Below are 20,910 nucleotides of genomic sequence, written 5' to 3' on the forward strand. Positions count from 1 at the left end.
CAGATCGTGTTGACAATTGCATCCCGCTGGCTATGTCCAGAACTGATTCTTTTAATCGTCACAATCCTGAATAATTAGGTCCTCCACCGCCTTCTGGTGCACACCAGACAATATTCTGGCGAGGATCTTTAATATCGCAGGTTTTACAATGGATGCAGTTCTGAGCATTAATTTGTAATCTCGGGCCTTTTTCTTCCTCCACAATTTCATAAACCGCAGCAGGGCAGTAACGGCTTTCTGGAGAGGCATAAGCAGTTAAATTAACATCTATGGCTAATTTAGGATTCTTTAGTTTTAGATGACAGGGTTGGTTTTCTTCATGATAGGTATTGGATAAAAAAACAGATGAAAGTTTATCGAAAGTGAGTACTCCATCAGGCTTGAGATATTTAATTTTTTTTGCTTTTTCAGCTGAAATAAGACTTGTATGATCCGCATGATTACTCAATGTCCAAGGCGAGTATCCACGGGTAATATAAGTTTCGAAAGCGGCATTAATTAAACCTGGAATTAGCCCGTATTTAAATCCCGGCCTGATGTTCCGTACTGAATGGAGCTCTTTAGCTAACCAGGATTGGTTTACTTTTTCCAGATAACTTTTTAACTCAAATTGAGTTTTATGCTCATGGCTCAATTGCTCAAAACAGGATTGTGCTGCGAGCATGCCTGATTGCATGGCTGTATGGATGCCTTTGATTTTGGGAACATTGAGAAAGCCCGCCGCATCACCGATTAATACTCCTCCGGGAAAGGAGAGTTTAGGTAGCGACTGCCACCCGCCTTCATTAAGAGCACGAGCTCCATAGCCTATTCGTTCTCCACCTGTTAAAACAGACTTGATTAAGGGATGGTTTTTAAAGCGCTGTAACTCTTCAAAGGGATTTAGCCAAGGGTTTTTGTAATCCAAACCGATAACAAAACCAACGGCCACACGTTGTTTGGAAAGGTGATAGATAAAAGAACCGCCATAGGTTGCCTGATCAAGAGGCCAACCAACTGTATGAATTACTGTTCCGGGTTGATGTTTTTTCTCATCTACTTGCCATAACTCTTTAATTCCTATGCCATAAGTTTGAGGTTGCACATTATCTCTTAGATGATAATGAGCCATAAGACTTTGACTTAACTGTCCACGGCAGCCTTCAGCAAATAATGTTTGTTTGGCTAATAAACGCATGCCCGGTTGATAATTATTGGTTTCTTTACCGTTTTTATCTATTCCCACACTACCTGTGGCAACCCCGATAACTTGATTTTGATCATTGTAAATAACTTCCGCACCGGCAAATCCTGGATACAGTTCACACCCTAAAGCCTCAGCCTGGTTCGCAAGAAACAGGCATAGCTCGCCAAGACTAATAATAAAGTTTCCCTGGTTGCGCATGGGTTTGGGGGTAGGCAATTTGAAAGATTTTGATTGGGTTAGAAAATAAAAGAGATCGTTATTAACTGGGGTATCCAAAGGAGCTTCTTGCCAGGTATGGGGTAATAATTCTTGCAAACTTTTTGGTTCAAGTACCGCTCCTGAAAGAATATGTGCTCCTATTTGTGCTCCTTTTTCCAAAATACAAATAGAAATTTCTTTTTTAGCTGCAAAGGCCAACTGCTTTAATTTAATCGCTGCAGCTAAACCTGACGGACCGGCTCCGACAATGATTACATCAAATTCCATGGTTTCTTGTTCCACACCTTCTCCTACTTACAAAAATTAAAATGATCGCTTTTATACAAGGTAATATCAAGATTAACTTTGATTATTGCTGTCAACTAAAGGTTACATGAGGATTAACAAAGCACTTTGATGAATCAAAATCCTATTTTATGTAATTCCTAACTGTCTGCTTACGGGGACCTGCCATATGCTTCGATACAAGCTGTGTAAGATACGATCTTTTTGGTATTACTGTATAAAAAAATCGCTCAGGAATTGTCTGCGTTTATGGACTCTACAAAGAACTTAACTATACTTCAATGAGATTATTTATTCTTTGCATATAAGGACTGATATTGTTGTTAAAACATAAGTTAAAATGGTTGATGTTGGTAGTCACTAATTATAGGTATTCCTAATGAACAATGAATATAAAAATTCACTTCAATTGCCTAAAACAATCGGTCGTTTTTTCTGGCACTTTATCAAAAAACAACGCGTGGCTTTTATTTTTTTCTATTGGCTCCCACTGTTATGGTGCTGGAAAATAATGTTATTCCTTATTCATTAAAAATGATTGTTGATGCTCTAGGAACTCATTCCAAAGGGGAGCCTGTTTTTTCTCTTCTTGCTCCAGCTTTATGGGTTGGTGGAGGAGCCTGGTTAGGAATGGTAGTTATTGTAAGACTTCAAAATTGGTGGCAGGGCTATGTTATACCCAGATTTCAGGCAGATGTACGTATGTCTGTTTTTGATTATCTGAACAAACAATCTTATCAATATTTTTCTAATGAAATGGCGGGCAGTCTGGCGAATAAAGTTAACGACTTGCCACGTGCTCTTGATTCCATTTTTATGATTATTACCTGGTATGGTGTGGCAGCCTTTTCATCGATTATTGTCGCTTTAATTTTAATGTGTACCATTAATGTTTGGTTTGCAATTGTTCTGGGCGCCTGGATTATAATTCAGCTCCTGATTAGTTATAAACTATCAAAAAAAGTCGATCAGTACTCCATTGACAATGCTGAAGATAAAAGTGAACTTAGTGGTAAAATTGTTGATAGTTTAAGCAATGCAAATGCGGTTAAGCTGTTTGCACGACGCACAGACGAATTAGCTTATGTTTCTGTAAGTCAAAATAAAGAAGAAAAAAGTAATAAAAAATTAACGATTTATATGAATATATTTCGTTTGTATTTAGATATCCCAGTCACAATAATGCTGGGTACTATGGTCTATTTACTGATCACATTCTGGCAACGGGGCATAATTACTACGGGTGATTTCGTTTTTATATTTAATGTCTCTTTTGTCATCATGTCGCAAATCTGGTATCTGTGCCATGCAATGGCAGAATTATTTCGTGAAATAGGTATTGCCAGACAAGCCTTGGCACTTCTTAGCGTGCCTATAGAAATTGAGGATATTCCTGGTGCCAAGGCTTTAGAAGTAACCGAAGGTAAGATAGAGTTTGTGAATGTAGCGTTCCATTACAATCGAGGAAAAAAAGTATTTGAAAATAAATCCGTCATCATTAAACCAAAACAACGTGTCGGATTGGTGGGATTTTCAGGAAGTGGAAAAACTTCTTTTATTCATCTAATTCTGCGTTTTTTTAATATTGAGTCGGGTCGAATACTTATTGATGGTCAGGATATCAGTCAAGTGTCCCAAGATTCTTTGCGTTCTGCTATTAGTATGATTCCGCAAGATACAAGCTTGTTTCATCGCTCTCTGATGGAAAATATTCGCTATGGTAATCTCAATGCAACGGATGAAGCAGTATATTTAGCTTCCAGACAAGCATGTTGTGATGAGTTTATTTCTTTATTGCCTGAAGGGTATGATACGTTGGTCGGAGAGAGAGGAATTAAATTATCGGGTGGCCAGAGACAGCGTATTGCTATTGCTCGTGCCATTTTAAAGAATGCCAAACTGGTGATATTGGATGAGGCCACCTCCCAACTTGATTCACTCACAGAAGAGAAAATACAAAATTCCCTATGGCGACTAATGGAAAACAAAACCACAATAGTTATCGCTCATCGGCTATCGACCTTATTACATATGGATAGAATATTAGTATTTGAACAAGGTAAAATTGTTGAAGATGGTACTCATGTCGAATTAATAGCTAAAAACGGTTTATATAAATCAATGTGGGATGCACAAGTAGGTGGATTCTTGCCTGAATCTGATAAAGAAGGGTGGGATGAGTGAACTGTTCAAATTGCAATTGAGGGATCTTATGTTAGTAAGAAAATGTCTCCAGGCTTTGTTTATTTCAATTAGTTTTTTATCCACAGCAAATGCCAAGCGTTGCGGAGAAAAACTGGTTTATGCAGGAGACAGCGAGTTTGATGTTTTTTCTAAATGTGGTGAGCCGCTGAATAAGCAAATATATGATCAACCAGTACCTCAATATAATACTTATGGCTACCAGATAGGAGTTATTAACAATTCCGTATCTAAATGGATTTATCAAAAATCACCGGCAGAATTTCAATATGAATTGATTTTTGATGCTGGCGTGTTAAAGGAAATTAATGCGAATCGAAATCCTTGATCTATAATTTAAACTAATTTTTAATTATTCAAATAAGGAATCTGATGAATATTTTATTGGGGTGTGTATTGATGAGCCTTTCAATTATAGTCAATGCCGGCGTTGGTGATGATGTAACATTAGATGTAGATGCTTCCCAGAGTAGTTTTGTAGTGCAATTAGCAGCAAATCCAACAACGGGTTTTCAATGGAAAGTAGTAAAATTTGATAAAAAATTATTCAGTTTACTTAGTAGTCATTATAAAAAACCTCAAACTAATCTAATTGGCGCAGGTGGAGAGATGTTCTTCACATTTACCTTGAATAAAGGCAAAAGTTATCCTGCGAAAACCAATATCGTATTCAAATACGCTCGCTCTTGGGAAGCTGATAACAGTACTGTAAAAAATGTTACTGTGAATTTCGTAAAGACTCCAAAGAGTTAGTAGATTTGATTTGTATTTTTTTTTCCCGTATTAGTCCTGCGATACGGGAAAAACCAAGACCTCTAGGGGGACACTTTTCTAAATGGCAAATATCTAGGTTCCCAAAACATATCTTCTACAATTTTTTTAATATCTTTATCCTGATTTTTTTGAGCATAACCTGAGTTAATCGCACATTGCGCTACAGCAATTGCTATTTTTTTAGCAACATTTTGCGCATCATCCAATGACGGTAATAATGGTAAGAAACTGTCTTTTTTACTCGGAGCAAATTGGCATAGGGTTGCTGAAGCAGCCAAAATCATTTCTTTAGTCAATCTTGAAGCACTAACAGCTAAAATACCTAAACCTATTCCAGGAAAAACGAGTGCATTATTGCATTGAGCCACCTCGAGCAGGCGATTCTGGTATTCAATAGGAGGAAAGGCTGTTCCTGTAGCAATAAGTGCTCTTCCTTGGCTCCAGATTAATATATCGGCAGGTTGTGCCTCACATTTTTCGTCAGGATTCGACAATGGGAAGATAATGGGGCGCTCGCAGGTTGAGGACATCATTTCAACAATATCTTGAGAGAAAGCACCGGTTTGTGCAGAGCAGCCAATGAGAATTGTAGGCTTTACATGTCTTACTGTATCGGTAAGAGAGGGATGTGTCTTGTCATTGATTTGCCATGATGCGATTTCTTCAGGTTTACGTCCATATGGTTTTTGTGCATCAGTAAGCTCCATATCGCTACTGAGCAGTAAACCTTGTCTGTCGATTAGCCAAAATCTTTGATAGGCCTCTTCAACACTTAATCCATCCCGAACCATTGCATCTATGATCTGATCGCTTATTCCTGTTCCTGCAGAACCCGCACCAAAAACAACGATTTTTTGATCGTGCAGTTTTACACCAGTTACATCACAGGCGGCCAGCAATGCGGCTAATGTAACTGCTCCTGTACCTTGTATGTCATCGTTAAAGGTACATAACTCATCCTGGAATTGATCAAGAATACGCCTAGCATTTCCTCGTCCGAAATCCTCCCAATGCAGAAAGGCATTGGGAAATTGTTTGTGAATTTCGTTTACAAAAGTCAAAATAAAATCATTGTAATCGGCGCTATTGATACGAGGATGGCGACAACCCAGATACATGGGATCGTTTAATAAGTCCTGATTATTAGTACCCACATCAAGAAAAACCGGAAGTGTTCGTGTTGGATCGATACCCCCACATAAACTATAAACCATCAGTTTTGCCACCGGGATATCCATGCCGCCTATGCCCTGATCACCAATACCAAGAACACCCTCACCATCAGTGACAACAATAAGGTCAATATCTGGATTAGAGCGATTACTTATTATCTCTTCAATTTGATTCTTATCAGAATGAGCAATGTATAAACCTCTGGGTTGTCTGTATTCGTGACTGAATCTTTTCACAGCAGTCCCAACAATAGGGGTGTATATAGTGGGTAGCATTTCACTTAAATGCCGGCTTAAAAGCTTATAAAAAAGAACCTGATTTTTATCATGCAGGTTATTCAAATAAATATTTTGTTTCAGTCGTGTAGTATAGACTGAATACTGAAGATAGGCCCGTTTTACTTGTTCATCCAAGGTTTCCACACGGTTAGGCAATTTGCCTAATAAGCCAAAGGCTTTCCTTTCTTCATGAGTGAAAGCTGTGCTTTTATTGAGTTGTGGTGTAGTAAGCAGGGGCTTTCCAGATAATGAAGTTTGTATGTACAGTTCCCCGGTTTGGGGGTCACGAATTAATTTAAAATCAAGCATGGGAGTTCTCATAAGATAGCGTTACTAGCTGACTGGTGATAATATCGGTTTTTTGTAGTTTACATCAAGAGGTTGTGTATGAATAAGTACTTGGTGGTGATTTTAATAGCTCTTGGATTAACTTCTTGTAACGTGAAAAATGAGCAATATTACCTATCTAACCCTAAAGAATTGCAAAAAGCGCTTAAAGCCTGCCCTAATCAAACCCCACAGGGATTGAGCTGTCAGCAACTTGAGCAAATTGGCGGTCGAATGAATCGATTAGCCTATCAATTGCAATCAAATCCTCAAGCGTTTGGAAATAAGATTTTGGTGCTGCAACAAGCGATTTCTAATCAGCAGTTGGCATTAAAAAAGAACAGCTCGAGTAAGGAATTACAAGCATCGCTGGCACTAAATCAGCGTAATTTAGTCGACTATATGGCAGTAGTAAAATGGCTGGAATCACCTGAGAGTTAATAATGAGAATATTAGTTAGTAACGATGACGGTGTTTTGGCACCGGGAATCAAAATATTAGCCAATCAGTTAGCTACTGTTGCAGAGGTTGAAGTTGTTGCTCCAGATAGAAATCGAAGTGGCGCCAGTAATTCCCTAACCTTGACGCGCCCGTTGAGGGTCAGACAATTAGAGAATGGTTATTATAGCGTTGAAGGTACGCCAACCGATTGCGTTCATTTGGGTTTAACCGGTTTTTTAGATCCTGTAGCTGATATGGTAGTTTCCGGTATTAATGAAGGTGGGAATTTAGGTGATGATGTTCTTTACTCAGGCACTGTTGCTGCAGCGATGGAAGGTCGATATCTGGGGTTTCCAGCCATAGCTGTTTCTATGGTGGGTGATACGATAAAACATTACGAAACTGCTGCGCTTATTGTCAGGCAACTGGTAACGCAATTAAGTATGAACCGACTGCCTTCGCAAACTATTTTAAATGTTAATGTACCTGACTTGCCCTTAGATCAAATTAAGGGTTTACAAGTAACTCGATTGGGTACCCGCCATAGTGCTGAGCCCATTGTTAAAGAATATGATCCCAGAGGCCGGCCTATTTTTTGGATTGGTCCACCCGGAATGGAAGCAGATGCTGGTGCTGGAACTGATTTTTACGCAATCAGTACAGGATATGTGTCGATTACACCACTTCACTTGGATATGACCCATTATAAGATGTTCGATCAACTGGCAAACTGGCTGGATGGGATTAATCTTTAAAAGAAGTACTGCTCAACGAACGATTGATTCCTAATTTGAATAAATGATGTATCTGAGACTATAAATAATGCTTATACGATGCAAAAATTTTTTTTGTCTGTTTCTCATAATAATTCTTGCCGGCTGTGGGGCAAGAAATGGGCTTGCCCCGGTATCGGAATTAAAATGGCAATCCTTTTCTAAATATCAAAAAAAACATACAGTTCGACGCGGTGAAACTCTATATGCCATAGCATTTCGCTATGATACTGATTTCAGGACACTGGCCCGCATCAATCGTGTAAGGCCACCTTATGCTTTAAGAGTGGGGCAGGTATTGAACCTACAAGGCATTCAACACAGAACCTCTCTAGCCAAACCAGCATATTCTCGAAGATACTTACGTCCAGTTACCCAAGCAAAGCAAAGAGTAATTTATTCGCCAACTCATAATGCTCGTTCTTCTTCCGGATGGATGTGGCCAGTAACTGGACGTGTCGTGACGACCTTTATACCAAATCAAGGCAAGAAAGGCATAAATATTGCTTGTAAAAAAGGTGAAAAAGTCCATGCCTCCTCTGGCGGAGTTGTGGCGTATGCTGGAAGTGGTTTGGCTGGATACGGAAACTTGATTATCATAAAACATAATAATGAATATTTAACAGCATATGGAAATAATGCAAAAAATTTGGTTTCAGAAGGTCAGAAAGTTAAAATGGGTCAGATTATTGCTGAAGCGGGAGTGATTGACCGAAAGTACTGGGGTGTTCATTTTGAAATCAGAAAAACAGGAATACCGGTCAATCCATTGAATTATCTACAAAAAGGTTGACATATAACTTGTAGTTATAGCAACAATAGACATGTTGAGAAGTATTATAGATTTCAAGACATGGCGAAACATTATAGGTGAAACAATGAACGAGGAAGAAGAACCAATTAAAGAGACGGACGTTAAAGATGAAGAATGGTCCGAGCCTGATGAGAATTCACTTTTGAACGAAGATGATGTTGAATTGACGATTAAAAAAGCTGAAGAAGAGGAAGAGGCGGCTGAAATCCCTGATTTCTCTGACGATGTTGCTTTTCCATCATTTCATAAAGGCAAAAATGTTGCCAAGGCTATGGATGCTACTCAGCTTTATTTAAGTGAGATTGGTTTTTCCCCTTTACTTAGTGCTGAAGAAGAAGTTCATTATGCCACTCTGGCATTGCAAGGTGATATCGCTGCACGAAAGAAAATGATCGAATCCAACTTGCGTTTAGTAGTTAAAATTTCACGTCGTTATCTTAATCGTGGTTTGCCTTTGCTTGATTTAATTGAAGAGGGCAATCTTGGTTTAATGAAATCAGTTGAAAAATTTGATCCTAACCGTGGATTCAGATTTTCAACTTATGCAACTTGGTGGATTAGGCAAACTATAGAGCGCGCCATAATGAATCAGACGCGAACTATTCGTTTACCAATTCACGTTGTAAAAGAGCTCAATGTGTACCTTCGAGCAGCAAGACAACTCACTCAAAAGTTGGATCATGAGCCTTCACCAGAAGAAATTGCAGATATGGTAGATAAACCTTTAGAGGATGTACAAAAATTACTGGGTTTAAACGATAAAGTGACCTCTGTTGATACTCCTATAGGTTATGATGAAACTAAATCGCTATTGGATACTATAGCTGATGAAAACAGCGTTAATCCTGCAGAATTACTGACTAACGAAAATCTGCGTTTACACATTGAATCTCTTTTAGATAAATTAACTGAAAATCAGCAGCAAGTGATTGCCAGAAGATTTGGTTTACGAGGTTTTGAAAAAGCAACCTTGGAAGATGTGGGGAAAGAAATTGATTTAACCCGTGAGCGAGTTCGTCAAATACAGGTTGAGGCTTTAAAAACGCTACGAACCTTATTAGAAAGGGTTGGATTGACTCAGGAAGATTTGTTTTAATTTGCAGTTAAATGTAGCCCCACTGCTATCTGCTATTAAGGTAAGGATTTTTCAAATTTACCTCGATCCGTTCGGGCTGAGGAGAGGCGGTAGCTTCGTCTCGAAGCCTTGGTGCAAGGCTTCGAGATGGCGTAAACGCCTCCTCAGCCCGAACGGATCGAGATAAAATTCTTACACCTGGCTCTCAAATTGAGCTTCAAATCCTTGCCAACAATTGATGTAATCAGCCTGCAGACTTGGATGGTGTTTCGCTTGGTCGGTAATTTGCCATACTTCTCTTGTTTCAAACATAAAGGCTAATGAATCACTGTATTCGGGCTTCAGATCCACAGAAGCCGCTTGCTCATAAGACAAGTAATCTGGGCCATGGGGTGTCATACGATTATGAATGCTAACCCCTCCCTTTATAAATCCTCCCTTTTTTGCATCGTACTCTCCCCGGATCAGTCCCATTAATTCACTCATATAATTTCGATGAAAATAGGGAGGTCTAAAGGTATGTTCAGCTACCATCCAACGTGGCGGGAATATAACAAAATCCAAATGAGCTACACCAGGTGTATCACTTTCCGAGGTTAAAACAGTAAATATAGAGGGATCAGGATGATCAAAGCTCACGGTGTTAATGGTATTAAATAAAGCAAGATCATAACTGTAGGGTGCATAATTACCATGCCAGGCGACCACGTTAAGGGGTGAGTGATTACCTGATGCAAACCATAATTTATTTTGATGTTTACAGATCAGGGTGGTATCCGCCTTATCTTGTTCAAATGCAGCGACTGGATAGTTGAAATGGCGCGGGTTAGCTAAACCATTGGCACCAATTGGCCCAAGTTGAGGTAAAGTGAGCGGACTACCACCATTTTCACAAAGATAACCTTTAGCTTCCTTACCAATAACTTCTACTTTAAATTTAATACCGCGTGGAATCACCGCAATCAAACCGGGACAAAGATTTAAGCAGCCAAACTCAGTATGTAAATTAATTTCACCCTCATAAGCTACAAACAACATCTCACCATCATTGTTGGCAAAATACTTATTATCCATGGATTGATTGCAGCAGTAGAGGAAGGCATTGATCAAATGACTTCCTGCAAGGTGAAAAAGTCCATCAATGAAATCACAGTTAATTTGGGCGCTTGAATAAAGAGGAGACCAACGTGAAGGATTAGGGGATTGTTCTTCAGCAAAAGGTTGAATCACCGTTTTTTCATAAGGATAATAAGTTCCTTGTGCGACTGTTGGAAGAATTCGATAGAGCCAGCTACGAAGATTATTATGTCGAGGACGAGTAAAGGCAGTACCGCTCAACTGCTCGGCGTATAGGCCCAAATTACACTGTTGTGGAGAGTTTTGCTGAGAAGGTAATGCACCTTCAATGGCTTGACTATGATGATAATTACCAAATCCTTGCAAGTACATTCGTGGGCTCCTTGAGAGTTTTTCACCGTTCTGGCTAGAATAGTCTAAAAAAGTTAAAATTGTCGATAGTGATTCATTGCTTAGACGTTCTTTTTAATGATAGAGCAATGTATAATCTTTATAATACAATTCGAATATTATTCTGAATTTTCTGTAAGGTCTTTTGTCGGGTCGAGAAATTAATAACCGTCAAGCTGAGAGATTTTTTGATCAGTAGCTGTTTTTTGATCAAAAACTTACGCAGATGCCGTTCGGGCTGAGGAGGCGTTTACGCTGTCTCGAAGCCTCTATACCAAGACCAGAAAGGCTTCGAGACAGCGCTAAAGCGCTTCCTCAGCCCGAACGGATCGAGGATAGACACGGCTAAACTCCTTAGCCTGACGGTTATGGGTCGATACCCAACAGGTAATTAAATCAGGTTAGAGGTGAAATGATGGCAGGTCATAGTAAGTGGGCAAATATTAAATTTCGCAAAGGAGTTCAAGATGCCAAACGCGGAAAAATATTTACTAAATTAATCCGGGAAATAACCGTTGCTGCTCGAATGGGTGGTGGGGATGAGTCCACTAATCCTCGGTTGAGAGACGCGGTTAAAAAAGCACTTAATGCGAATATGAAACGAGACACTATCGATAATGCCATCAAGCGTGGCGTTGGTGGGCTTGATGGTGATGCAATGGTGGCAATGCGTTATGAAGGATATGGTCCCGGTGGAATAGCTGTATTGGTTGACTGTTTGTCCGATAATAAAAATAGAACTGTTTCAGAAGTCCGTCATGCGTTCACTAAAAATGGTGGTAATTTGGGAACTGATGGCTCTGTGTCCTATCTTTTTGCTAATCAAGGTGAGGTTTTAATGGTTGCAGGTCAATCTGAAGATCGGGTCATGGAGATTGCCATAGACGCTGGAGCTTCTGATGTGACTGTAGATGAAGGTCAGATAGAAGTAATTACCCCGGTTGAGGCCTATCATAGCGTTCTAAATGCATTGCAGGCTTCTGGCTTGGAAATTGAACAATCTCATTTAACCATGCGCGCCCACACGTTGATACCCATTGAAGATGAAACTGCGGAGTCATTGATTAAGCTGATTGATATGCTAGAGGACCTGGATGATGTTCAGGAAGTCTATAGCAATGCGCAGTTTTCAGAGCAACTTTTAGAATCAATGAATTAATGACAATTATTTTAGGAATAGACCCGGGATCAAGGATTACAGGATATGGTTTAATTAAAGAAACCAACCGGAAAATTGAGTACGTTGATAGTGGTTGTATCCGTACATCAGCAGATGGAGAGTTAAGTCAAAAATTATTGCAAATTTATGACGGTATATGCCAGTTGATGGATCATTACTCTCCTGAAGAGGTAGCTATTGAACAGGTTTTTATGCATCAAAACCCAAACTCAGCCTTGAAATTAGGGCATGCACGCGGTGTTGCTATGGTTGCCGCGGCTTCTCATCGCGTTAGGGTTAGCGAATACTCAGCCAGGGCAATTAAACAAACTGTAGTGGGGTACGGAGCTGCAGACAAAGATCAGGTAGGTCATATGGTGGTTCACTTGCTCACCTTAAGCAGTTCACCTCAACAAGATGCTGCTGATGCCTTGGCTATTGCAATTTGTCACAGTCATATGCGTCATGGCATATCCGCAGGGATTGGAAAGCAGAGACTAACGCGAAGGAGAAGAGCACGATGATTGGTTGGTTGAATGGGCAAGTTGTAGATAAATATCATCCGGGAAAGTTAGTTTTGGATGTAAATGGTGTTGGCTATGATGTTGAAACCTCATTAAACACCTTTTTCCAAATTGAGGGACAGAATAAAGCAGTAGGTTTACATATTCATACTGTTGTTCGTGAAGATGCTTTATTGCTGTATGGATTTTTAGAGAAAGAGGAAAGAGCACTATTCAGAGCTTTAATTAAAGTGAATGGAGTTGGTCCAAAACTTGCAATGGCAATTCTTTCCAGTATATCCCCTGCTGAATTTATTCAGTGCATTCACCAGGAAAATTCGGGTTTATTAACCAAATTACCTGGTATAGGCAAGAAAACAGCGGAGCGGCTTGTGGTTGAGATGAGAGACAGCATCAAGCAGTTCGGGGCTGCTACTTCTGATACCTTGAATAAACCAGTTAATACGATGCGCAGTCAGGATGAAGCCACTAGTGCCCTGGAAGCTTTGGGATACAAACCCCAGGAAGCATTAAAGGTGGTTAGTAAAATTGACGATGGAATTAAAAGCTGTGAGCAATTAATTCGTGAGGCACTTCAAATTCTGGCTAAACGGTAACTCATTTATTCTTCTATGTTATTTTTAAATAACTGATAGATTCAATACGTCCATACAAAGTGGATTGAACTCTCAATCTTTTCTGCTTAATTATTGCTTAATAAAACTCCTCTATAATGAAATTGAACCATCTGAAATATTATTGGTCCAGAACGGTAGCTATATCAGATGACATCTCACGTTATTTTTCCTCGTAAATGGGGGAGTTGATATGAAAAAAAGTGAAATGAAAACGAAAGCTGAAAGAGTTCTTATAAAAATAACGCAGTTTGAGTTAGAGTACAAAAAATATAGGAAAATTAATGCCCTAGATGCAGAAACCATTAGCCGGATTAATATAGAAGAATTAACGATACTTAAAGACAGTTTAGGCAAATCTTTAAAGCTGATTGATGCACTTCCGACTGAAGATGCACCTCCTGTTATGGAATCTCCACCAACATACACTTACGATGATCCCAGCCTCTCTACTGAGCAAATAGCTGTACTTGATAAAAAAGTGAGTGAATGGCAAATAAACAATAACCAGCGTCGCCGATACACAACACTAATTCCAGCGGCGTTGAATTCTATTGAAAAACAATTAAATTTCATGATGAAACACTTAGATACATTTAAATCTTCAAATCCTGATATTTCGTTCCTAAACGATGCTGAAGTAGAATTAATAAATAAACAACAAGAATTCATCAGATCGCGCCTGGAACTGGAGCAAGAGGTTGATTCTGAACCATTCTCCATATCGCCTGTTTATGCAGGAGATGCTGAATTAAAGATAGCTTTAAGTCAATTCAAACAACAAAAATCAGGGTTGGCAAATCTAATTAAAATTATAAATGCTGATATAAATAATTTCAGCGGTAAAAATACTACGACAAAGCTAGCTTCTTATGAAAATGGAATATCGCTTTTAAAAACTTACTCTGATGGATACCAAAATTTTAGTAAACAAGTACAAAACAGACTAGATGTATTGGTATCTGCTGAGAGTGTCTATGAGGAAGCACGCCGCGCCAAGAATGATGCAATAGAATCGGCAAAAAGGTCAATGGCGAGTGCTCATGTATTGCTACGACATGATGATTTGGTACAAGCAAAGAAACTGATAGGTTCTTCTGATACCATAATCTCAGAACTAAGTACTGATGTTAAAAAAATTGCTGATAAAATTCGAGATATAGAGAAGAAAAATTATCTAACAAACGCGGGCTTGATGAAACCTACCCCTCCTATTCTTGATCAAATAAACAGTGCTAGTGCACAATGCTTGCAGGATAAGGGTGAATTAACCCAAATGGTCGCCGCCCTTAATAAAAAAATTGTTGCTGTTGAACACAAAGTTGACGAACTGGAACAACAAGTTAAAACAGATATCGAGCGGCAGAAGAAGGAATTTTCCGGAATTTCTGAGATAATTAAAAATAAATTAACTGCTGCAAAAGTTGACACATTTGCAATTATTAAACTGGAAAATCAATTTGCAAGAGAAGAGTCTCGAACAAACAGTAACAGCCAAAATTCAATTACTTTTGATCAAGATAAACTAACAAATCTAAAAAAAATTACCCAAGAGTTATTAAAACAGGTACCTTTAGAAGAAAACCGAATTCTTCAAGAGCTTAGCAAGAATATCAGTATTATAAAGAATGAAAGTTTAAGCAGACAACGTCAAATAGTAACTTCGGTAGAAAAGGGAGGCTTTCAGTTTAGTGATATAGAACTAGAATCTGTTAATGCTGTAAAAGGATATCAGTTCAGTGATATGGGTCCGCATGTCTGGAACAAAATTAAGGAAAAATAAGAGCTATTCATCCATCATTTATAGTTAAAAATTCACTCAAATTAACCTATTTAAACCTACTCAATACCGTATGAATAGTGATTGCTACTACGAATTGTCTTAGGTCATTTTACCACAACTCTATCAGAATGACTTATCCACAAGTCCACAGGTCAGGAGAGCTTCACTTTCTCGTATAGGCCTGTGGGCCTTGTGGGTAAGTCATGACGCTCTCATTTAGGGTTTATGGTCTTTTCCGGCCATAATACACCTCTGCGGGCGTTAAATAATTAAAGGACTGGTGAAGCCTTCGGTTATTATAATACTCAAAATACTCCGTTAAGGCCAGCTCAACCTCTTCAATTGTATCAAAATCATACCGGTAGATTTTTTCTTGCTTAACACTACGCCACAATCGCTCGATAAATATATTATCTAAATAACGTCCTCGCCCATCCATGCTGATAGAAATGTGGTGAGATTTTAGCGTATTTATCCAATCTTTTGAGGTAAATTGAGAACCCTGATCCGTGTTAAAGATCTCACAACGCGAATGCAGCAAAGCGTTTCTAAGCGCCTCAATACAAAATTCAGCCTCCATAGTAGGTGAAATAGCCCATCCAATCACATAACGACTATACCAGTCCATAATAGCTACTAAATACACATGCTTTCCTTTCATGCGGATGTAGGTGATATCTGCGGCCCAAACCTGATTTGGTTTGGTGATATCCACCTCTTTTAATAAATAAGGGAACACCTCATGCTCCTTATTGGGAACGCTTGTATTTGGCTTTGGGTAAACAGTCGATAACCCCATCATTTCCATCAACTTTTTTACTCGACGTTTACCAACAGGATAGCCTACTTCTTTTGACAGCCATCTTGCCCGCTTAATTTTACCTTCACATGGATACTGCAGATAGTGCTCATCAAGTAGCGCCATAAGCGCTTCATCTTCGACAGAAATGGGCTTGGCACTATAATAATAACTTGAAACAGGCAAGTCTAATAGCAAGCATTGTTCACGAATGGTGAGCTCGGCAAGAGGATCAATCATGACGCGCTTTTCATCCAGACTAAAGTTCATGCTTTTTTTTTAGCCAAGATAGCTGCGCTTGAAGTCGACCAATTTCTTGATATAATGCCTCAACAAGCTGCTCTTGGGACTTGGCTTCTTTTTCATTAGCCCCAGAGAATAAATCGTTAATGGCTTTGATGGCCGATTGCTTCCAAGTTTTTACCTGCGTTGCGTGAACACCGTATTCACTGGTAATTTGCGCTTGTGTGAGTTTCCCCTCAATCGCAGCTAGCGTTATTTTTGCCTTCTTGGCCGCCGTATAATAAGCTCGCTTTTTAGACATTTTATTCTCCTCTTTGTATTAAGAAGAATAGCTCTTAAAAAACCTTTTTTTGTGTCCAGAAAACCGCGCCTATATTACAGTTCTGCTCCGGATGATGAACAAAACCAAGATGCATTAAGCGATAGTTTAAAAAAAGCTTATGAGGAGAAATTAGAATTTGATACCCTTTATGGTGAGCTTGACGATATTGTGGTTGTCCATAAGGTCGCCAAATCAATTGCTGATAAAATAAGTAACAGTTCTCTTACCGACAAAGATTTAGCTCAAGAGGTTAATACCTCCCCAATCGGCCTTAAGCTATTGACTGCTCTTGGGCAATACCATCCTGGATTAAAAAATGCTCTTAATAATAATTTAGATCTTTTTGATGCAAAAGGGATAGTGGCTATAAAAGAGTTTGTTAAGTATAACGAGGCATCTTTAGACACTCCAATTCAAAAGGGTAAACCACTGTCAATTCAACAACGTTTGGCATTTATTACCATACTTTCAGAGGAAAAAGTTAATTATTTACCATATCTGAATCAGAACGATGATAAAAATAAAGACATAATAGCAGCTGTATTTTATTTAAAAAAACAGAAGCTTACTGAGTTGATAACAAAAGAAAATCTTAACAATAAACCATTTATTGATGCTTTATTGGTTTTAAAAGAACATGAAATAACCCTCTCATCTATAGAAGCAATAGCTTTAGCAAAAGATTCGAATAAATGTGCAATTATATCCCAACAAAACGAACTCTATAAAAAGTCACATGAATCTGTTACGGAGGATACATCTGAAACAGATAAGAAAATAATATCTAACAAAATAGAAAGTGGCACATTTAAAGCATTAATTGAGGACTTTTTAGGATGCGATCAAGATGTCATTGAGGCTGTAAATGTGGTGAGATTAAATGCACCACAATACTGTCAGCATGGGTTGCTAATGGCAGTTAAAGAATCTCAACCTTTAAGGGATATGCTTAATAATGAACAAAACTTAAAAAGTAATTTACCATTTCTTATGATTATATTAGAAAATTCCCTTAACAATAATATATTGTATTTAAAAGATTATTATTCTGGAAGTAACAGCTTGCGTGGTGTTGTTACAAGAAATATGTTGAATGCATTAAATACAAGTGAAATATTAACGCAACTCCAGACGGCGAATAGCAGTAAAGATCCGGTTTTTAATGTAAAAAAAATGGGTGTCATAATGGAGGAAATCAATAAATTTATCATGGACAATCGCAAGCCATCTTCTTCACAAGCAAACAGAGATCTTAATAATTCACTTTATAGTTTTCGTCGTGAAACAGTTCCTATATTACTGAGTTCGAAATTAAAACCGAAAGATAAAAAAGATAAGCTCGAAGAGCTTGCTGACAAACATTTTAAAAATACAGGAGTTATAGATAGACTACTTGAATGTATTTTTAACGCTTTTGAAAAGATTTTGCCAGCCAAGGTGGTTTCTGAATATAGGAGTAGTTTTTTCGTATCCTGTCAGAATCGCCGGGTAAGTGTCTGCCACTGAGCCCGGACTAATCCGAGCCGCGCGCGTCAGCAAGCGGAATTATCTCGAGATGCTTATGTGGTGCATGGAACCTGCCGCACTTTAAGTAAGATTAATTCAGCCAATGATGGCATTTCAAATTTTTTAGTCACCCTATCGTAAATATACTGATAAACGTTAACTTTCAGTTTTCTGGCCGTCTGTACAATCGTGGCAAACGTATCCTTTGATTTGGTGCCATTTTGGGAGACCGTTTGGAGATTGATGTCGCGTATCCTTGCTTGAAACCGTGTCCCTAATTCAGAGGCATTGTTGTGCAATGGCAGAAATGGATGGTCTAACACCAATAATAACGCTTGTTTTTTAGCACGTGTCTTTGCAATGCGTTGATCTAAAACATCATAGCCTGTCGTGGTTGCGAACAAAGTATCAAATTGCATTGATAGTTGTTGGGCCATTGATTGAGATGGAGCCGTCTTGTAAGTCAATAATGCATGGTAGAAATCCCATAATTGCTCAAGAAATACAGCCAATATATTCTGATTCATATCTGAGAATGGAGTGAGTTTTTTATAATGACGACCTTCATGGATCCAGCACAGCGCATGATGTAGGGCCAATTTATTAAACTGAGGCGCATCATCTGTCATTAAATAATGGATGAAGTATTTCGAGTGCTGATAATAGGCAAGAGCTGCTGACTCAAGAATTATGCGTCGATTCGTGCTGTGTTTTTTTGGATTTGGAAAAAGTGTTCCCATCAAACTATCGATTGATTCACGTGTGAGGGGTTGTGCATGCAGCATTGGTTTAATTTGATCCAACCATTTTTTTGCGAGACCAAACTCATCCATTAACTCATAAGCCTCCTGATTAAACATAAACTTTAATTGGTCTCGACACAGCAACTCCAATAAGGTCAAGCGATCTTTTTTACGACGAGTGAAGTATGCTGTAAAAAAGTCATTACATAAAACATGGGTGTAGTGATTTTTGCCGTTAACACGACTGCCTGTGTCATCCATCTGCTGGTACAAGCCTGCGTTGCTACCGGCATCGACAATATCTTCTTTTTCCTGATGAAAAATATCATTGCCTTCTGTCAGCATGGAAGCAATTTTACCATGTGATATTTGAATACCACATGTTTTTAAAAAGCGCTCAATGGCGCTCTCCGTCATCCCTGCATCACGGTATAATGTGATGACCAGCGCTTTAACCCCAGGACCAAATTCACTGCCCTTATATTCGCCAGGAATCGGCGCAATAAAGGTTTTTTTCAAAGATGGTGAGTAATACGTTTCCAGCTTGAATTCAACATTATCCGTGATGATTTTTAGATCCTGGATGATTCGAATCTCAAAACCCTTGAACTTGGCGTCATCTGGCAGCGTTGCTTTGTCCAGAGCAATCGTAACACGTCTATCAATACGTACGTTTTTTTTGTCTTTGCCTGTGTTTTTATTGTTCCCTTTACCACGTTTATTGCGATCTCCTTCAGATGAATGATTGGAATTGCCTGTATTATCGCCATTGCTACCTTTGGATTGACCGCGAATATTAGGTTTGCCCTGTTCACCCTTAAGGCGGTTTATCTCATCACGTAATACTTGGTTTTCCTCTCTGAGCAAAGCATTTTCTTCGGCAAGCATTTCGACCAAATTAACCAATACCTTAATGATAGTCACGGCCTTTTTGTCGGCAAGACTATCGATATCTTTTGTTAACTCATCTAAAACTTGTTTGATTTCTTGGCGTTTCATCATCTACCACTGCGTTACTAATGCTGATACGGCAATCATAACATGACTTTTTTTGAACGCATTTTTCGAGTTTTAACGCCACTAAGGGCTAAGAAAAAATCTGACCTCAGGAGGGAGATGTTTTATTAGTGAAAGGGGCTACATTGTGATCTTGGGGATCTTAGGGCATGCATATTGCATGACTTACGTTTGATATGGAAAAACATCAGTTTTACAGAAAAACCGTGTCAATAGGTATTTTGAATATTTTTAAAGAATTCCGCTTGCTGACGCGCGCGGCTCGGATTAATCCGGACTCAGTGGCAGACACTTACCCGGCGATTCTGACAGGATACGTTTTTTCTCTGCTGATAAAGTTGAAGCACTTAAATATATTGAACAGGGATTGAAATCCTCCACAACTGACGACACTAATAAAGTCGAAGGTGAGGACGAAGGAAAGCAAATTCCTACTGGACCTAATTAAAAGTGTTTTGTAAGAAGACAGGACGCATTGCGGGTCAATTTTGTAAATAAATTATGGATGACTGTTCAATAGTTAACAGTCAAGTCTGGATGTTAATTGCTGTTTTTATGCGGTCGCCAGGAATTGGGCGACCATAACAGATAATATCTTTTACCGTCTAAGTGTTTTGATTGATTAGCTTGGCTAATGATTAAAACAATCAAATGACGTTAATAGTAGTCACAATCTAACCAAAATGAGGTATGCAAATGAAGCAATTTTTTGATCAATCCGTCATGCAACACAATTCAACAATTGCAGCAATTAATCCTACATCAAATGAAATGTATGTTCTTGATACTGATTTGAGTGGTGGGGATAAGTTTACTTATTCTTTGTGGATGGATCTTGCAACTCGTAATCCAGGGTTAATGATGAAATCATTACCAGTTGAAAAGACAAAAGGTCAATTTCAATTAACTGTTACAGATAAAGAAAATATCAATAGTGTCCTAGAGTTAATGCTAGCATCTAAAAATTCAAAACATGTATTATTCGCTCAGGAAATTGAGGAGCGATATTCCTTCTATTTCGATGAAAATCAAAAATATATGAATGTAAATCCATAGAGGATGGAACTAAGTATTGTTTAACAACAGGCACTAATTTGTTGGTTGTTAAACAATTGCAAAATAAATAGGTCACCCCTAAGCCACGTTCTTTTTTAACTGCCCTATGGAGCTGCGGCCTAAAATCGAC

General features: G+C 38.7%; 18 protein-coding genes and 1 pseudogene. 13 read left to right on the forward strand and 6 right to left on the reverse strand.

From position 1 onward, the window contains the following. Nucleotides 1–58: 58 nt before the first annotated feature. Nucleotides 59–1,687: an electron transfer flavoprotein-ubiquinone oxidoreductase gene (locus HRS36_RS07935; RefSeq protein ID WP_173236874.1), complete on the reverse strand. Its 1,629-nt coding sequence runs from the start codon at nucleotides 1,685–1,687 to the stop codon at nucleotides 59–61. A 382-nt stretch (nucleotides 1,688–2,069) separates the two neighbouring features. Between HRS36_RS07935 and HRS36_RS07940 the strand changes: the two are divergent. The 3 genes and pseudogenes from HRS36_RS07940 (at nucleotide 2,070) to HRS36_RS07950 (ending at nucleotide 4,645) form a co-directional block, all read left to right on the forward strand. Next, nucleotides 2,070–3,874, forward strand: a pseudogene (locus tag HRS36_RS07940) (ABC transporter ATP-binding protein). Beyond that, nucleotides 3,867–4,220: a DUF2845 domain-containing protein gene (locus HRS36_RS07945; protein ID WP_226905607.1), complete on the forward strand. Its 354-nt coding sequence runs from the start codon at nucleotides 3,867–3,869 to the stop codon at nucleotides 4,218–4,220. The pseudogene HRS36_RS07940 and the gene HRS36_RS07945 overlap by 8 nt, the downstream one beginning before the upstream one ends. A 44-nt stretch (nucleotides 4,221–4,264) precedes the next feature. After that, a complete protein-coding gene (locus tag HRS36_RS07950) occupies nucleotides 4,265–4,645 on the forward strand; it encodes a protease inhibitor I42 family protein (protein WP_173236875.1) in 381 nt (126 codons plus the stop codon). Nucleotides 4,646–4,707: 62 nt separating this feature from the next. Here the strand turns inward: HRS36_RS07950 and HRS36_RS07955 are convergent, their stop codons facing one another. Continuing rightward, complete coding sequence (locus HRS36_RS07955; RefSeq protein ID WP_173236876.1) at nucleotides 4,708–6,426, reverse strand: NAD-dependent malic enzyme; 1,719 nt, start codon at nucleotides 6,424–6,426, stop codon at nucleotides 4,708–4,710. Between the two features lie 78 nt (nucleotides 6,427–6,504). Between HRS36_RS07955 and HRS36_RS07960 the strand changes: the two genes are divergently transcribed. The 4 genes from HRS36_RS07960 to rpoS all read left to right on the forward strand — a co-directional run bounded on the left by HRS36_RS07960 (nucleotide 6,505) and on the right by rpoS (nucleotide 9,568). After that, nucleotides 6,505–6,885 carry a lipoprotein gene (locus tag HRS36_RS07960; protein WP_173236877.1) on the forward strand — a complete coding sequence of 127 codons (381 nt, stop codon included), beginning with the start codon at nucleotides 6,505–6,507 and terminating at the stop codon, nucleotides 6,883–6,885. 2 nt (nucleotides 6,886–6,887) lie between these two features. Further along, nucleotides 6,888–7,640: a 5'/3'-nucleotidase SurE gene (gene surE / locus HRS36_RS07965; protein ID WP_173236878.1), complete on the forward strand. Its 753-nt coding sequence runs from the start codon at nucleotides 6,888–6,890 to the stop codon at nucleotides 7,638–7,640. Between the two features lie 67 nt (nucleotides 7,641–7,707). Continuing rightward, on the forward strand, nucleotides 7,708–8,451 hold the full coding sequence (locus tag HRS36_RS07970; RefSeq protein ID WP_173236879.1) for a peptidoglycan DD-metalloendopeptidase family protein: 744 nt from the start codon (nucleotides 7,708–7,710) through the stop codon (nucleotides 8,449–8,451). Between the two features lie 85 nt (nucleotides 8,452–8,536). Next, nucleotides 8,537–9,568 carry an RNA polymerase sigma factor RpoS gene (gene rpoS, locus HRS36_RS07975; protein WP_173236880.1) on the forward strand — a complete coding sequence of 344 codons (1,032 nt, stop codon included), beginning with the start codon at nucleotides 8,537–8,539 and terminating at the stop codon, nucleotides 9,566–9,568. A gap of 171 nt (nucleotides 9,569–9,739) precedes the next feature. Here the strand turns inward: rpoS and hmgA are convergent, their stop codons facing one another. After that, a complete protein-coding gene (hmgA, locus tag HRS36_RS07980; protein ID WP_173236881.1) occupies nucleotides 9,740–10,996 on the reverse strand; it encodes a homogentisate 1,2-dioxygenase in 1,257 nt (418 codons plus the stop codon). 433 nt (nucleotides 10,997–11,429) lie between these two features. Here hmgA and HRS36_RS07985 point away from each other — a divergent pair, with 433 nt between their 5' ends. The 4 genes from HRS36_RS07985 (at nucleotide 11,430) to HRS36_RS08000 (ending at nucleotide 15,094) form a co-directional block, all read left to right on the forward strand. Beyond that, nucleotides 11,430–12,173, forward strand: coding sequence for a YebC/PmpR family DNA-binding transcriptional regulator (locus HRS36_RS07985; RefSeq protein ID WP_173238492.1), 744 nt, complete (start codon nucleotides 11,430–11,432; stop codon nucleotides 12,171–12,173). Then, on the forward strand, nucleotides 12,173–12,697 hold the full coding sequence (gene ruvC / locus HRS36_RS07990) for a crossover junction endodeoxyribonuclease RuvC (RefSeq protein ID WP_173236882.1): 525 nt from the start codon (nucleotides 12,173–12,175) through the stop codon (nucleotides 12,695–12,697). Before HRS36_RS07985 ends, ruvC begins: the two co-directional genes overlap by 1 nt. Beyond that, nucleotides 12,694–13,293 carry a Holliday junction branch migration protein RuvA gene (gene ruvA, locus HRS36_RS07995; protein WP_173236883.1) on the forward strand — a complete coding sequence of 200 codons (600 nt, stop codon included), beginning with the start codon at nucleotides 12,694–12,696 and terminating at the stop codon, nucleotides 13,291–13,293. Before ruvC ends, ruvA begins: the two co-directional genes overlap by 4 nt. Nucleotides 13,294–13,504: 211 nt before the next feature. Next, nucleotides 13,505–15,094, forward strand: coding sequence for a hypothetical protein (locus HRS36_RS08000; RefSeq protein ID WP_173236884.1), 1,590 nt, complete (start codon nucleotides 13,505–13,507; stop codon nucleotides 15,092–15,094). A gap of 223 nt (nucleotides 15,095–15,317) precedes the next feature. On the opposite strand, the gene HRS36_RS08005 is transcribed toward HRS36_RS08000, so the two are convergent. Together HRS36_RS08005 and HRS36_RS08010 are read right to left on the reverse strand one after the other, a co-directional pair. Then, complete coding sequence (locus HRS36_RS08005) at nucleotides 15,318–16,163, reverse strand: IS3 family transposase (protein ID WP_173235473.1); 846 nt, start codon at nucleotides 16,161–16,163, stop codon at nucleotides 15,318–15,320. Next, on the reverse strand, nucleotides 16,153–16,437 hold the full coding sequence (locus HRS36_RS08010) for a transposase (protein ID WP_173235475.1): 285 nt from the start codon (nucleotides 16,435–16,437) through the stop codon (nucleotides 16,153–16,155). Before HRS36_RS08010 ends, HRS36_RS08005 begins: the two co-directional genes overlap by 11 nt. 51 nt (nucleotides 16,438–16,488) lie before the next feature. Between HRS36_RS08010 and HRS36_RS08015 the strand changes: the two genes are divergently transcribed. After that, nucleotides 16,489–17,964: a hypothetical protein gene (locus tag HRS36_RS08015; protein WP_173236885.1), complete on the forward strand. Its 1,476-nt coding sequence runs from the start codon at nucleotides 16,489–16,491 to the stop codon at nucleotides 17,962–17,964. 53 nt (nucleotides 17,965–18,017) lie between these two features. Here HRS36_RS08015 and HRS36_RS08020 read toward each other — a convergent pair whose 3' ends face one another. Continuing rightward, entirely contained in the window at nucleotides 18,018–19,709 is a 1,692-nt protein-coding gene (locus tag HRS36_RS08020) for an IS66 family transposase (RefSeq protein WP_173235423.1), read from the reverse strand. A gap of 711 nt (nucleotides 19,710–20,420) precedes the next feature. Between HRS36_RS08020 and HRS36_RS08025 the strand changes: the two genes are divergently transcribed. After that, nucleotides 20,421–20,780 (forward strand): hypothetical protein, encoded by a 360-nt coding sequence (locus tag HRS36_RS08025; protein WP_173236886.1) that lies wholly within the window; start codon nucleotides 20,421–20,423, stop codon nucleotides 20,778–20,780. Nucleotides 20,781–20,910 lie beyond the last annotated feature (130 nt).

The organism is Legionella antarctica (assembly GCF_011764505.1).
GTDB classification, from domain to species: Bacteria; Pseudomonadota; Gammaproteobacteria; order Legionellales; family Legionellaceae; genus Legionella; species Legionella antarctica.